At 38.4% G+C, this 17,842-nt stretch carries 16 protein-coding genes; 13 read left to right on the top strand and 3 right to left on the bottom strand.

Going from position 1 to position 17,842, the window contains the following annotated elements; genetic code table 11:
- The first annotated feature begins 48 nt into the window (after positions 1–48).
- From F7984_RS16800 to nagE, 5 genes are all read left to right on the top strand, one after another.
- Positions 49–894: an aldose epimerase family protein gene (locus F7984_RS16800; protein ID WP_140461751.1), complete on the top strand. Its 846-nt coding sequence runs from the start codon at positions 49–51 to the stop codon at positions 892–894.
- A 157-nt stretch (positions 895–1,051) separates the two neighbouring features.
- Positions 1,052–1,570 carry a PH domain-containing protein gene (locus F7984_RS16795; protein WP_066106323.1) on the top strand — a complete coding sequence of 173 codons (519 nt, stop codon included), beginning with the start codon at positions 1,052–1,054 and terminating at the stop codon, positions 1,568–1,570.
- Positions 1,567–3,009 carry a PH domain-containing protein gene (locus F7984_RS16790; protein WP_139892237.1) on the top strand — a complete coding sequence of 481 codons (1,443 nt, stop codon included), beginning with the start codon at positions 1,567–1,569 and terminating at the stop codon, positions 3,007–3,009. The genes F7984_RS16795 and F7984_RS16790 overlap by 4 nt, the downstream gene beginning before the upstream one ends.
- A gap of 225 nt (positions 3,010–3,234) precedes the next feature.
- Positions 3,235–3,705 (top strand): PTS sugar transporter subunit IIA, encoded by a 471-nt coding sequence (locus tag F7984_RS16785; RefSeq protein WP_066106329.1) that lies wholly within the window; start codon positions 3,235–3,237, stop codon positions 3,703–3,705.
- Positions 3,706–3,847: 142 nt separating this feature from the next.
- On the top strand, positions 3,848–5,302 hold the full coding sequence (gene nagE, locus F7984_RS16780) for an N-acetylglucosamine-specific PTS transporter subunit IIBC (protein ID WP_140461750.1): 1,455 nt from the start codon (positions 3,848–3,850) through the stop codon (positions 5,300–5,302).
- A 209-nt stretch (positions 5,303–5,511) separates the two neighbouring features.
- Here nagE and F7984_RS16775 read toward each other — a convergent pair whose 3' ends face one another.
- The gene (locus F7984_RS16775) at positions 5,512–6,336 is read right to left on the bottom strand and encodes a PRD domain-containing protein (RefSeq protein WP_140461749.1); all 825 of its coding nucleotides are present in this window, start codon (positions 6,334–6,336) and stop codon (positions 5,512–5,514) included.
- A 226-nt stretch (positions 6,337–6,562) separates the two neighbouring features.
- Here F7984_RS16775 and F7984_RS16770 point away from each other — a divergent pair, with 226 nt between their 5' ends.
- From F7984_RS16770 to F7984_RS16755, 4 genes are all read left to right on the top strand, one after another.
- Positions 6,563–7,732, top strand: coding sequence for an iron-containing alcohol dehydrogenase (locus tag F7984_RS16770; protein ID WP_140461748.1), 1,170 nt, complete (start codon positions 6,563–6,565; stop codon positions 7,730–7,732).
- Positions 7,725–8,123, top strand: a complete 399-nt coding sequence (locus F7984_RS16765; protein WP_140461747.1) for an acyl-CoA thioesterase — start codon at positions 7,725–7,727, stop codon at positions 8,121–8,123. Before F7984_RS16770 ends, F7984_RS16765 begins: the two co-directional genes overlap by 8 nt.
- 147 nt (positions 8,124–8,270) lie before the next feature.
- Positions 8,271–9,527: a CYP152 family fatty-acid peroxygenase CypC gene (locus tag F7984_RS16760; protein WP_140461746.1), complete on the top strand. Its 1,257-nt coding sequence runs from the start codon at positions 8,271–8,273 to the stop codon at positions 9,525–9,527.
- Between the two features lie 166 nt (positions 9,528–9,693).
- Entirely contained in the window at positions 9,694–10,602 is a 909-nt protein-coding gene (locus F7984_RS16755) for an SDR family oxidoreductase (protein ID WP_066106347.1), read from the top strand.
- A gap of 63 nt (positions 10,603–10,665) precedes the next feature.
- On the opposite strand, the gene F7984_RS16750 is transcribed toward F7984_RS16755, so the two are convergent.
- Positions 10,666–11,310 (bottom strand): DUF4272 domain-containing protein, encoded by a 645-nt coding sequence (locus tag F7984_RS16750; protein WP_066106350.1) that lies wholly within the window; start codon positions 11,308–11,310, stop codon positions 10,666–10,668.
- A gap of 1,003 nt (positions 11,311–12,313) precedes the next feature.
- Positions 12,314–13,351, bottom strand: coding sequence for a ribosome small subunit-dependent GTPase A (rsgA, locus tag F7984_RS16745; protein ID WP_140461745.1), 1,038 nt, complete (start codon positions 13,349–13,351; stop codon positions 12,314–12,316).
- 434 nt (positions 13,352–13,785) lie between these two features.
- Here rsgA and F7984_RS16740 point away from each other — a divergent pair, with 434 nt between their 5' ends.
- From F7984_RS16740 to F7984_RS16725, 4 genes are all read left to right on the top strand, one after another.
- Positions 13,786–14,796 (top strand): Delta(5) desaturase DesA, encoded by a 1,011-nt coding sequence (locus F7984_RS16740; protein WP_066106354.1) that lies wholly within the window; start codon positions 13,786–13,788, stop codon positions 14,794–14,796.
- 93 nt (positions 14,797–14,889) lie between these two features.
- A complete protein-coding gene (locus F7984_RS16735; RefSeq protein ID WP_066106359.1) occupies positions 14,890–16,023 on the top strand; it encodes a sensor histidine kinase in 1,134 nt (377 codons plus the stop codon).
- Positions 16,020–16,619 (top strand): response regulator transcription factor, encoded by a 600-nt coding sequence (locus F7984_RS16730; protein WP_139892244.1) that lies wholly within the window; start codon positions 16,020–16,022, stop codon positions 16,617–16,619. The genes F7984_RS16735 and F7984_RS16730 overlap by 4 nt, the downstream gene beginning before the upstream one ends.
- A 493-nt stretch (positions 16,620–17,112) precedes the next feature.
- Positions 17,113–17,841 (top strand): amino acid ABC transporter ATP-binding protein, encoded by a 729-nt coding sequence (locus F7984_RS16725; RefSeq protein WP_140461744.1) that lies wholly within the window; start codon positions 17,113–17,115, stop codon positions 17,839–17,841.
- Position 17,842 lies beyond the last annotated feature (1 nt).

Below are 17,842 nucleotides of genomic sequence, written 5' to 3'. Positions count from 1 at the left end.
GGTATAATTCACAAATATAAATCAATTTAGGTTTAAGGAGTGAACGGAATGACGATGGAAGTAATGGCGGGTTATAACGTAATCGTTCTTACGGAAAAAGCCACAGATTCAAGAGCGGTTTTATGTCCGGAAAGAGGGGGCATCTTAATTCAGCTAACTCTTCATGGAAAGGACATTTTATATTTACAAGAGGAAACGTTTGCGGATCCAGCAAAAAATATCCGCGGAGGAAACCCGGTTCTGTTTCCAATCTGTGGTCCATTACCAAACAATGAATATCAATTAAACGGACATACATATACAATGCGACAGCATGGATTTGCCCGGAATAAAGCTTGGAAAGTAATCGATCAAGCTTCAAATTGGGCTACTTTACAACTGCAGGATGATGAAGAAAGCTTTAAACAATACCCTTTTCATTTTTCTCTAGAATTTACGTATAAATTGGAAGACGGAAAACTAAGTATCTACCAAACCTACAAAAATTTATCATCAGAAACCATGCCATTCTATGCTGGTTTTCATCCTTATTTTAATGCGAATCATCCAAACAGTCGTTATGAAATTCCAGCAACTCAATATGTTGATAATGAAGATGGCATAACAAAAAAGTACGAAGAAAATCTAAAAGATTTACCTATTCAGGATGCAAAGAATTTCAATCCGGTATCTGAAGGGATATCCAGACTAAGTAATAATCAAGACACTATAGAAGTAGAGTATAGCAACGACTTTACTACCATTGTTGTGTGGTCAGAACGGCCAAATCAATATGTATGTCTTGAACCATGGATGGCATTACCTGGTGGATTTGAACAGATGGAAGGTGTTGTTCGTTTACCTGCGCACGATGAGTTACAGGCTAAATGCAGTATCTCAATCAAGCTGGGATAAACCTGGAAGGATACAACTCGGTAAGGCTAGTTACCGGGTTTTTTTATTTGATTGAAAGGAATAGAAGGTTTTTTGTCGAAATAAGGGATAGGAGCATAACAGAGTAAATATCTATCCTCACGTATAGATAGTAAAAGATAAGCAGGGATGTGGAGCAATGTATTTACAGATTCAAGAACCGACGCAGAGAATATCGAAGGACAGTATATTGGTTTGGAGGCTGTCCAAAACACTTGGGCATGGAGCCACTATCCTCGTAGCTGGGGTATTATGGTATCTATCTGAAATGTATGAATGGAAAACGTGGATCACCTATACTTTAATCGTGCTTATAGGTTTGACAGTGCTTTCAGCTATTTATGAAATTTTATTTGAACCGTACTATAAATATAAAACCTGGAGATACGAGATTGACGAGGAATACGTTCAATTGAAGCGTGGCCATTTTATTGTAGAGCACATTGTGATTCCGATGGCAAAAGTAGAATATGTATCGACACATCAAGGTCCCTTCTTACGAAAGTATCAGCTTTATGATGTTGAAATAGGAACCACAACTACAAATCATACGATTCCAGCGATACCAGCTGAACAAGCGATCGCTTTAAGGGAGCAAATTGCGATTTTCGCGAAGGTTAAAGACCGTGATGAAAAAGGAATGGAGCAGGAGTTATGAATCACTCTAAAAAAAGACAGCATCCTGCCTGGATTCTTATAGAAATCGTTTCATTTATTAAAAGTCTCTTATTTATTATCATCTTCCTATTTATTTTAAATGCTGGCACAGAGACCGGTTGGGTTGTATGGGCGCGATATGCATTTTGGGCTGTTGTTGCCTGGGCCCTTATATACATTCCATTAAAATGGTATTCAAATACCTATGAATTGAACGAAGAAGCGATCGTTCTTCATGAGGGTGTGTTGGTTAAAAAGCTGCGTACAACAACCTATGAACGAATTCAGGACCATCATATTCAAACAAACTTTATTCATAAGCTGCTTGGGCTAACAACGATTAAACTTGAAACCGGGACTACGGATGACGAATCGACTCTAATCTTTGAGGCTGTTAGTTCAGAGGAAGCGGATCGCATCCTTGATTTAGTATACAGGAAAAATTCCAATCGGTTAGATGAAGCAAAAGAAGAAGAAGTCGTTGAAAAACAGATCTACTTCCGCTCCACTCAAAAAGATAACCTAAAAGCTGCGCTGACGTCATTCAGTTTTCTAGCCATTTTCCCTCTTCTGGCAGCTGTGTACTCAAATATTGATGATTTTTTTAATGTAGAGGAATCCACTAAAGCAGTGTTTACCTACTTTATGAATCACTTAGGTTTATTGGTTCCGTTGATTATAATTGCGCTTCTTCTTTCTTTTGGAATAGGATATATCCAAACTGTCATCAAGTATGGGAATTATGAAATAGCCGGTGATAATCAAAGGATTTATATTTCTAAAGGAGTGTTGAACAGAAACACTTTTTCTATACAAAAAAGCAGGGTTCAGGCGATTACGATTAAACAGTCTTTAATCAAGCGTCTTCTGGGGATGGCCGAGGTCAAGGTAGTAAGTGCCGGCCAAACAGAGAGTAGTGAACAGGAGATTAGTTCACTTTATCCATTTTTACCAAAGCATGAAGCCTATTCGTTAACGAATGAATTATTGCCAGATTATCATATTGAAGAAGAAATGACTCATTTACCGAAGCACGTATTATGGCTAAGGCTAATTCGCCCTTATTACTGGACGATTGCTGCTTTGATCGGTCTCTTTTTATTCAAGAAAGACTGGATTTGGTTGGCGATAGGTGTATTTGTAATTGAGCTGATTCTCCGCCTCCTTAATTATAAATTTACAAGCTATTTGCAAACGGATGCTTTCATCCAAGTACGAAATGGCGGTTTAATTACAGAAACCTTTTTAACAAAACGTAAGAATATTCAGCAAACCGTGAGTAAATATTCATGGCTGCAGCGTAAATTTAACGTGGCTACATTGGAATTCACCAATCGCTCCAAGCCGGTTGTCATTACTTCATTACCTGATGTACCAAAGGAAGTCGTTGTCGAATTTCATGAATGGTATAAGGGTAGTGAAAATATAAAAAGATTGTAAGTGCATCCAAAATTATCCTGTAATTTACATAGGAAAAATGATACTATGGAGATAGAAATGTTATCTGTCTCACATGTAACTGATACGATCAGGCATGGTGGTATAGTGATAGGTTAGTAGTAACCTATTTCTAATTCCGCCATGCCTTTTTTTGGTCAATGGGACAGGATGAAGATTAATTTCTAAATACAATTCATATCTATAGACAGAGAGGAGCAATTAAGAATGGCATTTAGTTTTTTTAAGAAGAAAGAGAATAATTTGGTGGCACCGTTAAATGGTACAGTTATTTCAATTGAAGAGGTTCCCGATCCGGTATTTAGCCAAAAAATGATGGGAGAAGGTATTGCAATTCAGCCATCGGGCGGCCATGTATATGCGCCTATTAATGGAGAGATTATCATGATTGCTCCAACCAAACATGCCATTGCGATCCGCAGTAAATCTGGTATTGAGGTCTTAATTCATATTGGTCTTGAAACTGTTGCCTTAAATGGAGAAGGATTTCAGCCTTCTGTTAAAGAAGGAGAACAGGTGAGAGCTGGACAATTGTTGATAGAGGTGGATTGGGCGTATTTAGAGGAGCGAGTTGAAAGTACGGTTACTCCAATTATAGTGATGAATAGCGATAAGGAAATTACCTACGGCAGTAAGGGAACGTGTACACAAGGTGAAACGGTTATTATGACAATCTAAAACTATTTTTTATTATACATGAAAGGAGGTGATGAGAACTTTAGGAAAGTGCATTATTTTGAAAACGTTTTCAAAATCTGGTCAAATTTATGGCTTGAAAGCGTAGTCTAGCTCACTAATTAAAAGAAGTGGAGGGAGTAAAGTGAAGAAGTATATACAAAGGCTGGGCGGCTCGTTAATGTTGCCTGTCGCAGTTTTGCCTGCTGCTGCTGTTTTGATGGGACTTGGTTACTGGATTGACCCGAGTGGCTGGGGTGCTGAGAGTCCTGTGGCAGCCTTCTTAATCAAAGCCGGATCATCAATTATAGACAGTATTCCAATCCTGTTTGCAGTCGGTGTGGCGCTTGGAATGTCAAAGGATCGGGATGGCTCAGCTGCTTTAAGTGGCTTAGTTGCCTTTTTAGTTGTAACGACCCTGCTGGCACCGGAGACGGTTGCGATGTTAAAAGGGATTGAATTAGAAAATGTGCAACCAGGCTTTGATAAAATCAAAAATGCATTTGTCGGAATCATATCAGGTATTATAGCATCTTCCATGTATAACAGATTCAGTCATGTCAAGCTTCCGGATGCATTGGCTTTCTTTAGCGGTAAACGTTTGGTACCAATTATGACAGCCTTAGCCATGCTGGTTGTCTCTATCGTTTTACTCTTTGTTTGGCCTCCTGTTTATACAACACTGATTTCATTTGGTGAAGGTATCTCTAAATTGGGAGCTGTAGGTGCCGGTCTTTACGGATTCTTCAATCGATTATTAATACCAACCGGTCTACACCATGCGTTAAACCAAGTATTCTGGTTTGATGTTGCGGGCATTAATGATATCAGTAACTTCTGGAAAGGTGAAGGTGTAAAAGGTGTCACTGGAATGTATCAGGCCGGATTCTTCCCGGTAATGATGTTTGGGTTACCTGCTGCTGGATTGGCTATGTATCATACGGCGAAAACAAAACATAAGAAACAGATCGCTTCCTTAATGCTTGCTGCAGGCTTTGCTGCATTTTTTACAGGTGTGACAGAACCTCTTGAGTTTGCTTTTATGTTTGCAGCCCCATTATTATACTTAGTCCATGCTGTATTGACAGGAATTTCTCTAGCGGTTGCCGCCACTTTTCATTGGACAGCGGGGTTTGGATTCAGTGCTGGTTTTATAGACTTTGCCCTAAGTTTCAAATTACCGCTTGCAAATCAGCCTTATATGCTGATTGTCCAGGGATTAATTTTTGCAGTCATTTATTATTTCTTGTTCCGATTCATTATTGTGAAATTTAATCTTAATACACCTGGAAGAGGAGAAGAATTGGAGAATGAGGCAAATGGAATGCAATCTGCTGCGGCCTCTATTGAAAATAAATATGCTAGTTTAGCTGCTGAGATTTATACAGGATTGGGTGGGAAAGAAAATATCGTTTCTGTTGATAATTGTGCAACTCGCCTTAGACTGGAAGTCAAAAATATGGAAGCGGTTGATCAAAATAAAATTAAATCAACCGGTGTACATGGTATTAAGATAACCGGAAGGGAAAGTCTGCAGGTTATTGTCGGTACAAACGTTCAGTTTGTTGCTGATGAATTAAAAAAATTAGTAAAGAACTAGTTCATAATCGTTTTAAATGAAAGATACAATCATAGAATTTCAAGTGGATCCTATTAAATTGGCAACTTAGCTTCATTTTTTGCAGGCATCTAGCCTATAATGCAACTCAAACGAAAGCTCTTTCCAGTCGATATGGAAAGAGCTTTTTTTAGTATTACAAGTTCAACTATGAGAGAAGCGGTCAAAGCTATCAGCAATAAATAACATAATCATCCCTTTCTGCCTCGCAATCTCTCAATATGAATCGTAATATAGCCAATTTCCTCAGAGGGAAGATGTATGCCATGCTGTGTAGATAGATGTTCTGCGATTGTTTTAGCACATTGGTAAGAGGAAGGAAACTTACTGCTTATCATCATTAGCATTTCTTCATCCATTGTGCGTTCAGGAGCTTCATTGACTCTATACAGGGTGTAGCGAAAATGAGTTATTAAGCGCTCGTAGGAAAGTCCTGTTTCTTCTAAACTGATAGAAAAATAGTCCCTGATCATATGTACAATTTCATTAATAATAGAAGTTTGGCGCAGGGAGACTTGCAGATTTCCAGACGGAATAGATGCCGTATGCAGATGGAGCGCGATAAAGGCAGCTTCATCTATGGGCATTTGTATACCTATTTTCTCCTTAACATGATTGATCGCCCAAATGCCTATGTCAAACTCCTTTTTATATAAAACTCTTATTTCGGGGATAAGTTTATTTTTTATAAATATACCATCTTCATGGCGTTCAATCGCAAACGTAAGATGGTCTGCGAGAGCAATAAAGATATGGGGATTTAATTTTACTTGAAGGCAATCCTCAGCATAATGAATAATCTCCTGTGTTAGAATCATATGCTCACTGGGGATTTGGGGCAAAAGCTGATCAAAATGATCACTGTTTTTGATAACAAATAGTTTATCGATCTTATTCCTATTGATGATATCGTTTTTCCCTTTATTAAATGCAATTCCTGGACCCAGCGCAATTTTTTCCTGATTTTCATCCATGACAATAACGGCATTATTATTAAGGACTTTCTTGATTTTCATGCATCTTCATCTCCTGCAATCCTTGGCATATTAGTTTTATATCGATGGGAAAGTGGTTACTTCTATCATATTAAAATAGATAATAGATGTAAAATTTATATTTAATTGGAAGAAAATTGTGTAGTTGTTAAAAATATAACAGGAAATAGACGGTTTATAACGAAGTATGTAAAAGAAGTCTTTAGATTTTCAGTAAAGAGTCATTAATAGAGAAAAGGAGGCTGTGATGGTGTTGTCTACTATTAAATTACCAAGTCAAACTTTTATCGGCTGGGGTTCAATGGAGAGACTGGATGAAGGTTTGCAATCTATGAAAAGTAATAAAATCCTGCTAATCACTGACCAAATATTACTTGATATTGGATTGCTTACACCTTATATGACTCCATTGCAATCAAAATATAGAGTTGAAATTTACACAGATGTAGAGCCAGAGCCGACTCTTGCTTGTGCTCAACGATTGGTCGATTTTGCAAGAATAGAAGATTTTGATTGTATTGTAGGTATTGGCGGAGGATCGGTATTGGATTTAGCTAAGCTGGCCGCGGTTATATCTGACAATGAAGGGGATGTTGCCGACTATTTAAATTTAACTGGGACAAAACCAATCCTCCGTAAAGGGAAACAAAAAATATTAATCCCGACCACCTCGGGGACTGGAAGTGAAGTGACGGATATTGCCGTGTTATCACTTGATGGAACAAAAGATGTCATTACCCATAAGTATTTGTTGTCTGATCTGGCAATTGTCGATCCGCAGCTGACTGTTTCTGTACCAAGACGAATTACGGCTGCTACCGGTGTGGATGCTTTGACACATGCGATAGAGTCATATCTTTCAGTCCGAGCGAATGATGTGACGGATGGGATTGCCATTCAAGCAATTAAGCTTATTGGAGGGGCAATCCGCAGGGCTGTACAAAATGGTGAGACCCCGGAAGCAAGATCAGCAATGAGCCATGGGAGTTATCTGGCTGGCCTGGCTTTTCACAATGCAGGTGTAGCCGGTGTCCATGCACTTGCGTATCCACTAGGAAGTCAATACAAACTGCCTCATGGTGAATCGAATGCTGTATTGCTGCCTTATGTAATGGACTATATTAAGGAACATTGCCAGGATAAAATGAGTCATCTAGTAACGATGCTGGGAGATGAAAAGCAGACGCCATTCGAGGTGTTTCATCAATTGATAGAGGACGTTGGATTGCCTGTCACATTGAAAGAATATGGTGTGAAGGAAGCCTCGTTGGTAGGATTGTCCGATGATGCGAACAAACAGACAAGGCTGCTGGCCAGAAGTCCGCTCCCTTTAAATAAGGATGATATATTGAACATTTATCAGCATGCATATAAAGGAGTGCCTTTGAGTAGGGAGGCGGGAGGCCGGTATGTATAAGAAAACGATAGAGCCGAGAGTTTCTGAAACAGATGGCATTGGCCATGTCAATAATACGACGATTCCCATTTGGCTTGAAGCAGCAAGGAACCCGATTTTTAAACTGTTTACTCCAGATCTCTCATTTCAGAAATGGAAAATGATCATTCTAAATATGAATATAGATTATAGTAGACAAATATATTTCGGTACAAATGTCGAAGTTTTCACATGGGTTAAACACATTGGAAATACAAGCTTGGAGCTGTATGAGGAGATTCACCAGAATGGTCAGGTTTGTGCCAAAGGGACAGCAGTATATGTTAATTTTAATTTGGAGACTCAGAAAACAGAACCTATACCGCAACATTTAAAACATGAACTTTCCCAGCATGTATATATTGAAAATTGATTAGAGACTTACGGATTACGTAAGTCTTATTTCTATTAGGGCAGCTAGTTGGTACAGAACGGAAATGGCATGCATGAATAGTATGTTTATATACTTTTCTGAGGGGTATCCTGTTTTATTATGGACTATATATGAGGAGCTGTTGATATGAAAGGTATAAAAGAAATTCCTCGTGAAAAAACCGTTGATAACACCCTTACCCTATTATCAGAAGGGTACGAATTTATTTCTAACAGGCGAAAGCAATTCAATTCGGACATATTTCAGACTCGCCTTCTGGGACAGAAGGTTATTTGTATGACAGGAGAGGAAGCTGGAAGAGCCTTCTATGATGAAGATCGATTTATTCGTAAACCGGCAATTCCGATGAGAATTCAGAAATCTCTTTTTGGTAAAAATGGTGTACAAACGCTGGATGAAGAAGAACACCGACATCGTAAAGGGATGTTCATGTCGATTATGACACACCAAAGTTTGGACAAACTCCAGGAAATCACAAAAAAACAATGGATGTCGGTTATCCCTAAATGGGAAAAGAGTAAAAAAGTGATTTTAATGGAAGAGGCTAAACAAGTTCTTTACAGGATTGCCTGTGAGTGGGCTGGAGTTCCGTTAAAAGAAAAGGAAGTAAAAAAGAGAGCAGAAGAAATGTTTAATTTAGTTGATTCTATTGGTGGAGTGGGTCCAAGATACCAAAAAGGCAGATGGGCAAGAAGAGACTCAGATAAGTGGGTTGCTGATATTATTGGACAAGTACGGGATGGGAAACTAAGAGCTGAGCAAGGTACTGCTTTATCGATCATAGCTAATCATCGTGATTTGACTGGTGAATTGTTGGAACCGGAATTGGCTGCGGTCGAATTAATTAATATCATTCGACCTGTGGTGGCTAATTGTTATTTTGTTGTATTCTGTGCTATAGCGATGCATGATTATCCTGAGGTACGTAAATTATTGAAAACCAATAATGAAGTGTACAATAAAATGTTTGTACAGGAAGTACGTCGCTATTATCCTTTTGCACCATTTTTAGGAGCCAGAGTCCGCAAAGACTTTTATTGGAATGAATATCCGTTCAAAAAAGGGACATTGGTTCTTTTGGATCTATACGGAACCAATCATCATCCGAATCTTTGGGATGATCCAGATACATTTAACGTTGAGCGATTTAGAGAATGGAAGGACAGCCCATTTGCCTTTATTCCACAAGGCGGCGGAGATTATGATAAGGGACACCGTTGTGCAGGGGAATGGGCTACCGTCAAGATTTTGCAAACAACTGTTGATTTTCTAGTTAAAGATATTGATTATGAAGTACCCGAACAGGACTTAGCAATCAGTAAGACCAGAATACCAACCTACCCAAAAAGTGGATTCATTATCCAAAATGTAAAAAGTATTTAAATGAAGGGCACCCAGAGTGGGTGTCTTTTTTATGTTAAAGGGATTATAGGAAGCCACCTGTCTCTTGATAGGCTATTTTAATAAATATATAACCCCAGGGTGCATATAGGACACTTTTCTGCTATACGCATAATAGTGAGGCTAAAATTCGGGAGGTCTGAATTATATGTATCCATACTATAAGTATTTAAGGAAGGAAAGATATTGTAAAGATGTACCGATTGCTTTTCCTCCTCAACATCAAAGCGAGCATCCGGGGTTGGAATATGTAATGAATCCTAGACCTATATCTGAAAATCCATACTACAAAGGGAGCGGAAAGCTGGAGAGGAAGACTGCGCTTATTACAGGAGGAGATTCAGGTATTGGCAGAGCGGTCGCCTATTCTTTTGCGAAAGAGGGTGCGAATGTTGCTATTGTATATCTGTATGAGCATGAGGATGCCGAGGAAACAAAAGAAAGAATCGAGAAGCTAGGGGTTAAGTGCCTGCTTATATGTGGAAATCTTACCCATGAGGATATGTCAGTGGCTGCCGTTCGTCAATGTTTGGACGAATTTGGAAAGATCGATATTTTGGTAAATAATCATGCTGTACAGTTTGTTCAAAAACGGATTGAGGATATTACGGAGGAACAACTTGATTTAACATTTCGTACGAATATTTATTCCTATTTTTTTATGGTGAAGGCTGTCCTGCCACATCTCCAGCGTGGGTCTTCTATTATAAATACAGCTTCCGTAACAGCATATAATGGTCACCCTAAGCTATTGGATTATTCAGCAACGAAAGGGGCGGTTGTTACATTTACGCGTTCGCTTTCTCTTTCTTTAATAAAAAAGGGGATTCGGGTAAATGGTGTAGCTCCAGGACCAATTTGGACACCGCTGATTCCGTCTTCATTTTCAGCTGAAGAGGTAAAGACTTTTGGAACATTAACTCCTGAGGTACCGATGAAGCGAGCAGGCCAACCATTTGAAATTGCCCCCAGCTATGTATTTTTAGCATCAGATGATTCGAGCTATATGTCGGGGCAAATCCTTCATCCAAATGGAGGGGATATGGTAAGTTCGTAACAAGTAGTGACGAAACTGCAAGCCAAGGCATCCCCATCTGAATTGATCGAATATAGTATAGGTTTAGATTGTATCCATTGATATATCGTCCCATTCCTCATCCAAGATATTAATCATCCAATTTAGAGCATATCTTCTCTCGTAAACAACACCGGGACTAATTTCAATCGGAAATTCTTCATTATTCATACGAGTTTCGGCAATAGCCCAATGGAGTCTGTACAAAAGATCGAGTGCATCCAGTATTTCATTTTTGTCCCGATAGGAAGCCCGTTCCAATAGCTCTTCCTTGGTAGAATGCAATACAAGATCATAAAGTGTTTCTACATCGGATAAAGTATGTGGGAATGGAAGATCGGGTATCAGATTAATGGCCCATAAAAGGGCAGAGTTACATTCAATTTTCCAGGAGTAGGTGTTATATTCGTCCTGGTCAGGTTCTTCATTCTCAATGAACTCTTTTTCCTCAGGAGAAAATAATTCTTTCGCATTGTAACTCTCTAAAAATTCGTCGATCGTTTCATCGGGGGCACCGCTGCCTTTAGCCGATACTATAGTGATGGCAATAATTCGGTCAATCACCTGTTCAATATCTTTAAAATGCAGGCTATTTTCACTTTCTAATGTATGTAAGTGTGTATTTATTGGGATTCCCATCTCTTTTAATAATTTTTCTGTCCGCTTTTTTCTTCCTATTGGACTATTCATTTAAATCTCCTCTTTCTGTACAAAGGCCTGCCTTTTATCTTGTAAATATGGATAATCATTTTGTCATGATGATTTTAACATATTTTGGTTAAATGATTGAATATTCTGCACTGGGAGGAGAATTTTGTAATTTTTTTATGTAAGAGGGTTTGTATAAGAGAGGTTTGATTTGAGTGGGCAGTTCACTCAGAAAGATAAGGTAGTACAAAAGAAAAAGAACGATGACATTACCACAGGATGTGGCGAATTTAGTCTTCGTTCCTTAACCCAGCCCTTCAGCCTTTTGCTTAATCCAGATTCAGGGCCTAGGAGCTCAGGACATAAGCATGACCTCTACAGGAGGGAGAACACCTCCTTCCGAGCTCCTGTCTTATGCTCCTCGCTCCTGAGCTAGGCCCTTCATCTTTTTGCTTAATCTAGCTTCGACGGCTAGAAGCTCAGGACATAAGCATGGTCTCTGCAGGAGGAAAAAACACCTCCTTCCGAGCCCCTGTCTTATGCTCCTCGCTTCTGGGCAAGTCGTCTCAGCTTTTTGTTTTAATCCAGCTTCAACTCCTAGTCCCTCGAGTCATAAGGATAGCCACTTCGGAGGCCTACAGGATGTAGGTCACAAAGGCGTTGCCACAGGACGTGGCGCCCATAGCCTTTGGTCCTTTATAGAGCGCCTCCCTACATGACTCCTCTTATGCTTGTCGGAGGCCTACAGGATGTAGGTCACGAAGACGTTGCCACAGGATGTGGCGAACTTAGTCTTCGATCCTTAACCCAGTCGTTTCAGCCTTTTGTTTTAATCTAGCTTCGACGGCTAGAAGCTCAGGACATAAGTATGAACTCTACAGGAGGGAGAACACCTCCTTCCGAGTTCCTGTCTTATGCTCCTCGCTTCTGGGCAAGCCGTCTCCGCTTTTTGCTTAATCTAGCTTCAGGGCCTAGCCGCTACGGGAGGAAGAATCGTTCTCCCTGCGCGCCTCTTCTTACGCTTGTCGCGGCTGAGCGGGGCCCTTCAGCCTTTTGTTTTTTTCCATTTAGCTTTTTCCGCGAGTGCGGCGCGTTGGTTTTCTTTTCGGTTTAGGTAGGCGAGTTCGCGTTGGAGTTTTAGGTAACTGGCAAAGCGTTCTTTACTCAGCGTTTTATTGGATATTGCCTCCTGTACTGCGCAACTTGGTTCGGTTTTGTGTTTACAGTCTGTGAATTTACATTGTGAAGCTAATTCTTCTATATCAGTGAAACTATGACTGATTCCTTCGTCGGCTTCCCATAATTGTAATTCCCTCATTCCGGGAGTATCAATTATGATCCCTCCTCCATTAAGGATAACTAGTTCTCGGTGTGTAGTTGTGTGTCTCCCTTTATCATCATCTTTCCGAATGGATTTAACCTCTAGGATGCTGTCGCCGTATAGTACATTTGTTAATGTTGATTTACCGGTACCAGATGAACCAAGTAAAGCAACTGTTTTACCTTCTTGGATATAAGGGTCTAATTGCTCTAAACCCATCCTGTTTTCCGCACTGATAGCATGAATGGGTACACCTAATGCGATTGCCTCTACTTCTCTGATTTTTTGATCAACATCATCACATAAATCAGATTTGCTTAAAATAATGACAGGATTTGCTCCGCTTTCCCAAGCCATCAATAAGTAACGTTCCAGCCTGCGCATATTAAAATCGGTGTTTAGTGCATTGACTAAGAAAATGGTATCGATATTGGCTGCGACAAGTTGCTCTTCAGTTGTCACTCCAGCTTTCTTTCTTGAGAATTTACTTTTTCTTGGCAGTACGGCGTGGATGGTTGCTTTTTGCTCATCTTTTCGGGAAGTGATGGTAACCCAATCACCGACTGCAGGAAAATCTGAGCTTTCCTTTGCTTCATGACGCATTTTGCCTGTAACTTCAGCTAAAAGATTACCATCAGCTGAGAAAACACGATACATACCTTTATGCTCCAAAGCTATACGGCCTACTGTATATTCTTTATTGCTATATTGTTTGAAAGCTTCTTCAAAATGTTTATTCCAGCCTAATTGTTTTAAATTCAATTTAAATTCCTCCAAATGATTGTTTTTGATTGCAAAATAAAAAGGAGGCCAAATACGTTGGTCTCCTTTATGTCGTTTCTGTGTTATAGACAGATTCGGACAAATAAAAACCGTGGGCGCACACAGCCCACGGAAATATGCAAATTCAATCATGTTAAAATAAAGGAATTTTATGCATCCTTACCAGAGGGCTGTGATATGAAATTGACATTAACGATGTTTGCTATTTGAGGTTCCATAATACATTCCTCCTTTAAGTAAGTGATTACATTAACTATAGTTTAATTTTTTTTGATTTGCAAATGAATTATTCAGTTTATTCAAAAATGTTTGTATATGACATATGTCATGTTCACCTATTGACGTTTATGACTAGTTTGGAGTTGAACTATTCTATAACATTAAGAATAAATATTGTTATAGAGGTGAATAAAATGTCCAAGGAGAAGAATATATCCTTAAGAAAACAAATTGCTCCCTATGAAAAGGCGAATACAAAATCAAGCGTAAAACAAATTCTAAATACATTTATTCCATTTTTAATTCTTTGGTTTGCTGCCTATCAAAGCCTGGAGATTTCGTATTGGCTGACATTGTTTTTTGCGGTACTTACATCCGGATTTGTTATTAGATTATTTATTATCTTCCATGATTGCTGCCATCAATCCTTTTTTAAAAATAGGAAATGGAACGACATTTTAGGGACGATAACTGGAGTTATTACCATGTTTCCATATGAACAGTGGAAAAGAAGTCATTCCATTCATCATGCGACAAGCAGTAATTTGAATAAGCGTGGAACCGGAGACATTTGGATCATGACTGTCGAGGAATACAAGATGGCCTCGTTTAAGGAAAAGTTAATATATCGACTATATCGGAATCCAATTGTCATGTTTGGGTTAGGTCCTATCTATTTATTTTTAGTTACAAATCGTTTCAATCGTAAGGGTGCCAGAAGAAAAGAACGCATAAACACGTATATTACCAATCTATCTATCGTCGTCATATATGCATCTATGTGCTTGCTCATCGGTTGGAAAGAATTTTTATTGATTCAATTGCCGATCTTGTTTATTGCAGGTGCTCTTGGAATCTGGTTATTCTATGTACAGCATCAATTTGAAGATTCATATTTTGAGGAAGAAAAAGATTGGGACTATGTCAAAGCGGCAATCGACGGAAGCTCCTATTATAAGCTTCCAAGAATTCTTCAATGGGTGACGGGGAATATAGGGTTTCACCATGTCCATCATTTAAGCCCAAGAGTACCAAATTATCATCTTGAAAAAGTCCATAATGAGACTGCTCCTTTACAGCAAGCTACAACCATTACGATATCTTCAAGCTTAAAGGCAATCCGTTTTCGCTTATGGGATGAAAAAGGTAAAGGCTTTGTGAGCTTTAAAGACATAAATAGGCGTGCTGGTAAGGTAAAGTCATAATTTAGATGTTACAAAAAAATACAGTAAATTTACTGTATTTTTTTTATTTACTGGTATATGCTGAAGTAAAATTAATGGAGGGGGAGAGGACAATTGAATGCTTTGAATCAGTTATTTCCAACTAATAAAGGACTGAATCTTTATGTTTGGCTCGTATTTAGTATTCTCCCTTTCTATTTTATTTTTCATGCAAAATCCATTTTTATGATTGTGTTAGGAATCATTCTTATTCTGTTATTTTTTATAAGCAATCGTATTTCAGCTATTTCGAAAGGTGGATTTGTTTATTTCTGGGTAGGAATCCAAATGGCGATTTGTATCGCTATGTCATTAATATTTGGGTTTGTTTATTTTTCGCTCTTTCTGGCTTATTATATTGGAACTGTTGAGAATAAGGTAGGTTTCTTTATTTTATATGGTATTCATGTTGGAGGCACAGTACTGACGGTTAATTGGGGATTCATTACTCAGAATCCACTCTTCTTTTCACAATTTCCTTTTATTTTAATATGTGTAATTGGTGTTATTTTACTTCCATTGAGCTCCTATAATATTCACAAAAGAGAAAGGCTGGAGGCTGAGCTGAAAGATGCTCACAAACAAATATCAGATTTAGTTAAGCTTCAGGAACGCCAGCGAATTGCAAGGGACTTACATGATATTCTTGGTCAGAAACTCTCGTTGATCGGACTGAAAAGTGATTTGGCCGGTAGGCTGGTACAAATAAATCCGGAGCAGGCAAAGAATGAATTGAAAGATATTCAAGTGACTGCAAGAACAGCATTAAAAGAAGTGCGTGACATTGTAGCTGATATGAGGGGCACCAAAATGGAGGATGAATTAATCCGTATCAAGCAAATATTGAGAGCAGCTCAAATGGAATTTTATGTTGAAGGAGAAGAGAGTATCCAGAAGATTCCGCTGCTTGTGGAAAATGTATTGAGTATGTGTTTAAAGGAAGCTATTACTAACATCGTGAAGCATAGCAGGGCTAATGAATGCAGACTCGATATTAAAAAAACGCATACAGAATTAACAATGATTATTCAGGATAATGGAACAGGAATTGTTGAAAAAGAAATGGGGAAAGGGAATGGATTAAAGGGAATGAGGGAGCGGCTTGAATTTGTGAATGGAAGCCTTGATATTCGGGTTAATTCAGGAACAGAATTAATTTTTAAAATTCCACTGATAGAGCGGAACGTTCAACAGGAGGTAATGGCATGATTAAAATCGTAATAGCTGAAGATCAAAGAATGCTGCTTGGTGCATTAGGCGCATTGTTAGATTTAGAACCAGATATGACGGTAGTTGGTAAAGCTAAAAATGGAGAGGAAGCTATATCCATGATCAAACAGCATAAGCCAGATGTTTGTGTGATGGATATAGAAATGCCTGGAAAAAGTGGACTCGATGTCGCAGAAGAATTAAAAGGAAGCGCATGCAAAGTAATTATACTTACAACCTTTGCGAGATCAGGTTATTTTGAAAGGGCACGAAAAGCGGATGTACGCGGGTATTTGTTAAAGGACAGTCCGAGTGAAGAACTGGCCAACTCTATCAGGGTTATTATGGATGGACGACGTATTTATGCACCCGAACTGGTTGACATGATTTATGAAGAGGAAAACCCTCTTACGGAACGTGAACAGCAGGTTTTGGGCTTAATAGCTGATGGGAAAAATACGAAGGAAATTGCCAATCAACTATTTATAACAACAGGGACGGTTCGAAACTATATCTCTGTCATACTTGATAAACTGGACGTCAATAATCGAATAGAAGCTATCTCTCGATTTAAAGAAAAAGGCTGGTTTAAGTAGAATATGTTATAATTTTTAAAAAATATAATTGATAATGTTATAATATACCAGTAAAATCTAAATTATATGATGAAATATAGGTAAAATAGGATTGAACAAATGTAGTAACATGTTCCTATTTTGCTTTTTCATTTATCGGAGGAAATATTCCTTTTAAACATCTTTAGATCTACATTTCTATTACCTCAGAGTATGACATTTCTTAGTACAGCAAGTTTTACATCTAGATGAGATGAATTTGCTACTTCAATAAATTCTATTAGAATGATTAAACCACTACGCACATAAACATATTTTCAGAAAAAAATAGTATATTGTCATGATAATAAGAGGTTATTTAATGGATCCTATCTAAGTATAATTATTCCAAAAACGGAAAATTCTGTTTTAATTTGATTGACGGACAAACTTTATATACATATAATTCTAAGTAGTCCATATAATATCAGAAAATATAAAATATTGCTGCAAATATCAGCAAGGGGGAAGTATTTTGATTGTCTTTGATCATGTAAATAAGTATTTTGGTGATTTTCATGTTCTAAAAGATATAAATCTACAAATTGAAAAGGGAGAAGTAGTAGTCGTAATTGGTCCTTCGGGATCTGGTAAAAGTACGATGCTCAGATGCATTAATCGTCTCGAAGCGATTAATAGCGGTACTTTAAAAGTAAATGGTATTTCGGTGACGGATAAAAAGACAAATATCAACGAGCTTCGTCGTGATATCGGTATGGTATTTCAGCATTTTTATTTATATCCTCATAAAACAGTTCTTCAAAATATAACATTGGCTCCTATGAAAGTGTTGGGTAAATCTAAAGAGGAAGCCGAAAAGACTGCAAAACTATATCTTGAAAAAGTAGGGATTCCTGATAAGGCAAATGCATATCCTGCCCAGCTTTCCGGCGGGCAGCAACAACGTGTAGCTATTGCAAGAGGATTAGCGATGAATCCGGAAGTTATGCTTTTTGATGAACCAACCTCCGCTCTCGATCCTGAGATGATTGGTGAAGTATTGGATGTTATGAAAGCGCTGGCGAAGGAAGGTATGACGATGGTTGTCGTCACGCATGAAATGGGCTTTGCGAAAGAGGTTGCTAATCGTATTGTCTTTATGGATGAAGGAAAAATCTTAGAAGAATCCACACCGGCTGAATTCTTTACGAATCCACAGGAAGAAAGGGCTCGTTCGTTCTTAAGCCGTATTTTAAATCATTAAT

The sequence above is a fragment of the Pradoshia sp. D12 genome (genome assembly GCF_008935075.1).
In the GTDB taxonomy this organism is placed as follows: Bacteria; Bacillota; Bacilli; order Bacillales; family Pradoshiaceae; genus Pradoshia.
The sequence above is the reverse complement of the archived record's forward strand: the minus strand, read 5'-3'. Positions and strand labels throughout refer to the sequence as shown.

Coding starts and splice junctions, on each gene's coding strand:
- F7984_RS16785 (WP_066106329.1), top strand. CDS start 3,235: ATGGCATTTAGTTTTTTTAAGAAGAAAGAGAATAATTTGGTGGCACCG.
- F7984_RS16800 (WP_140461751.1), top strand. CDS start 49: ATGACGATGGAAGTAATGGCGGGTTATAACGTAATCGTTCTTACGGAA.
- F7984_RS16760 (WP_140461746.1), top strand. CDS start 8,271: ATGAAAGGTATAAAAGAAATTCCTCGTGAAAAAACCGTTGATAACACC.
- F7984_RS16775 (WP_140461749.1), bottom strand. CDS start 6,336: ATGAAAATCAAGAAAGTCCTTAATAATAATGCCGTTATTGTCATGGAT.
- F7984_RS16770 (WP_140461748.1), top strand. CDS start 6,563: ATGGTGTTGTCTACTATTAAATTACCAAGTCAAACTTTTATCGGCTGG.
- F7984_RS16750 (WP_066106350.1), bottom strand. CDS start 11,310: ATGAATAGTCCAATAGGAAGAAAAAAGCGGACAGAAAAATTATTAAAA.
- F7984_RS16755 (WP_066106347.1), top strand. CDS start 9,694: ATGTATCCATACTATAAGTATTTAAGGAAGGAAAGATATTGTAAAGAT.
- F7984_RS16795 (WP_066106323.1), top strand. CDS start 1,052: ATGTATTTACAGATTCAAGAACCGACGCAGAGAATATCGAAGGACAGT.
- F7984_RS16790 (WP_139892237.1), top strand. CDS start 1,567: ATGAATCACTCTAAAAAAAGACAGCATCCTGCCTGGATTCTTATAGAA.
- F7984_RS16765 (WP_140461747.1), top strand. CDS start 7,725: ATGTATAAGAAAACGATAGAGCCGAGAGTTTCTGAAACAGATGGCATT.
- F7984_RS16730 (WP_139892244.1), top strand. CDS start 16,020: ATGATTAAAATCGTAATAGCTGAAGATCAAAGAATGCTGCTTGGTGCA.
- F7984_RS16740 (WP_066106354.1), top strand. CDS start 13,786: ATGTCCAAGGAGAAGAATATATCCTTAAGAAAACAAATTGCTCCCTAT.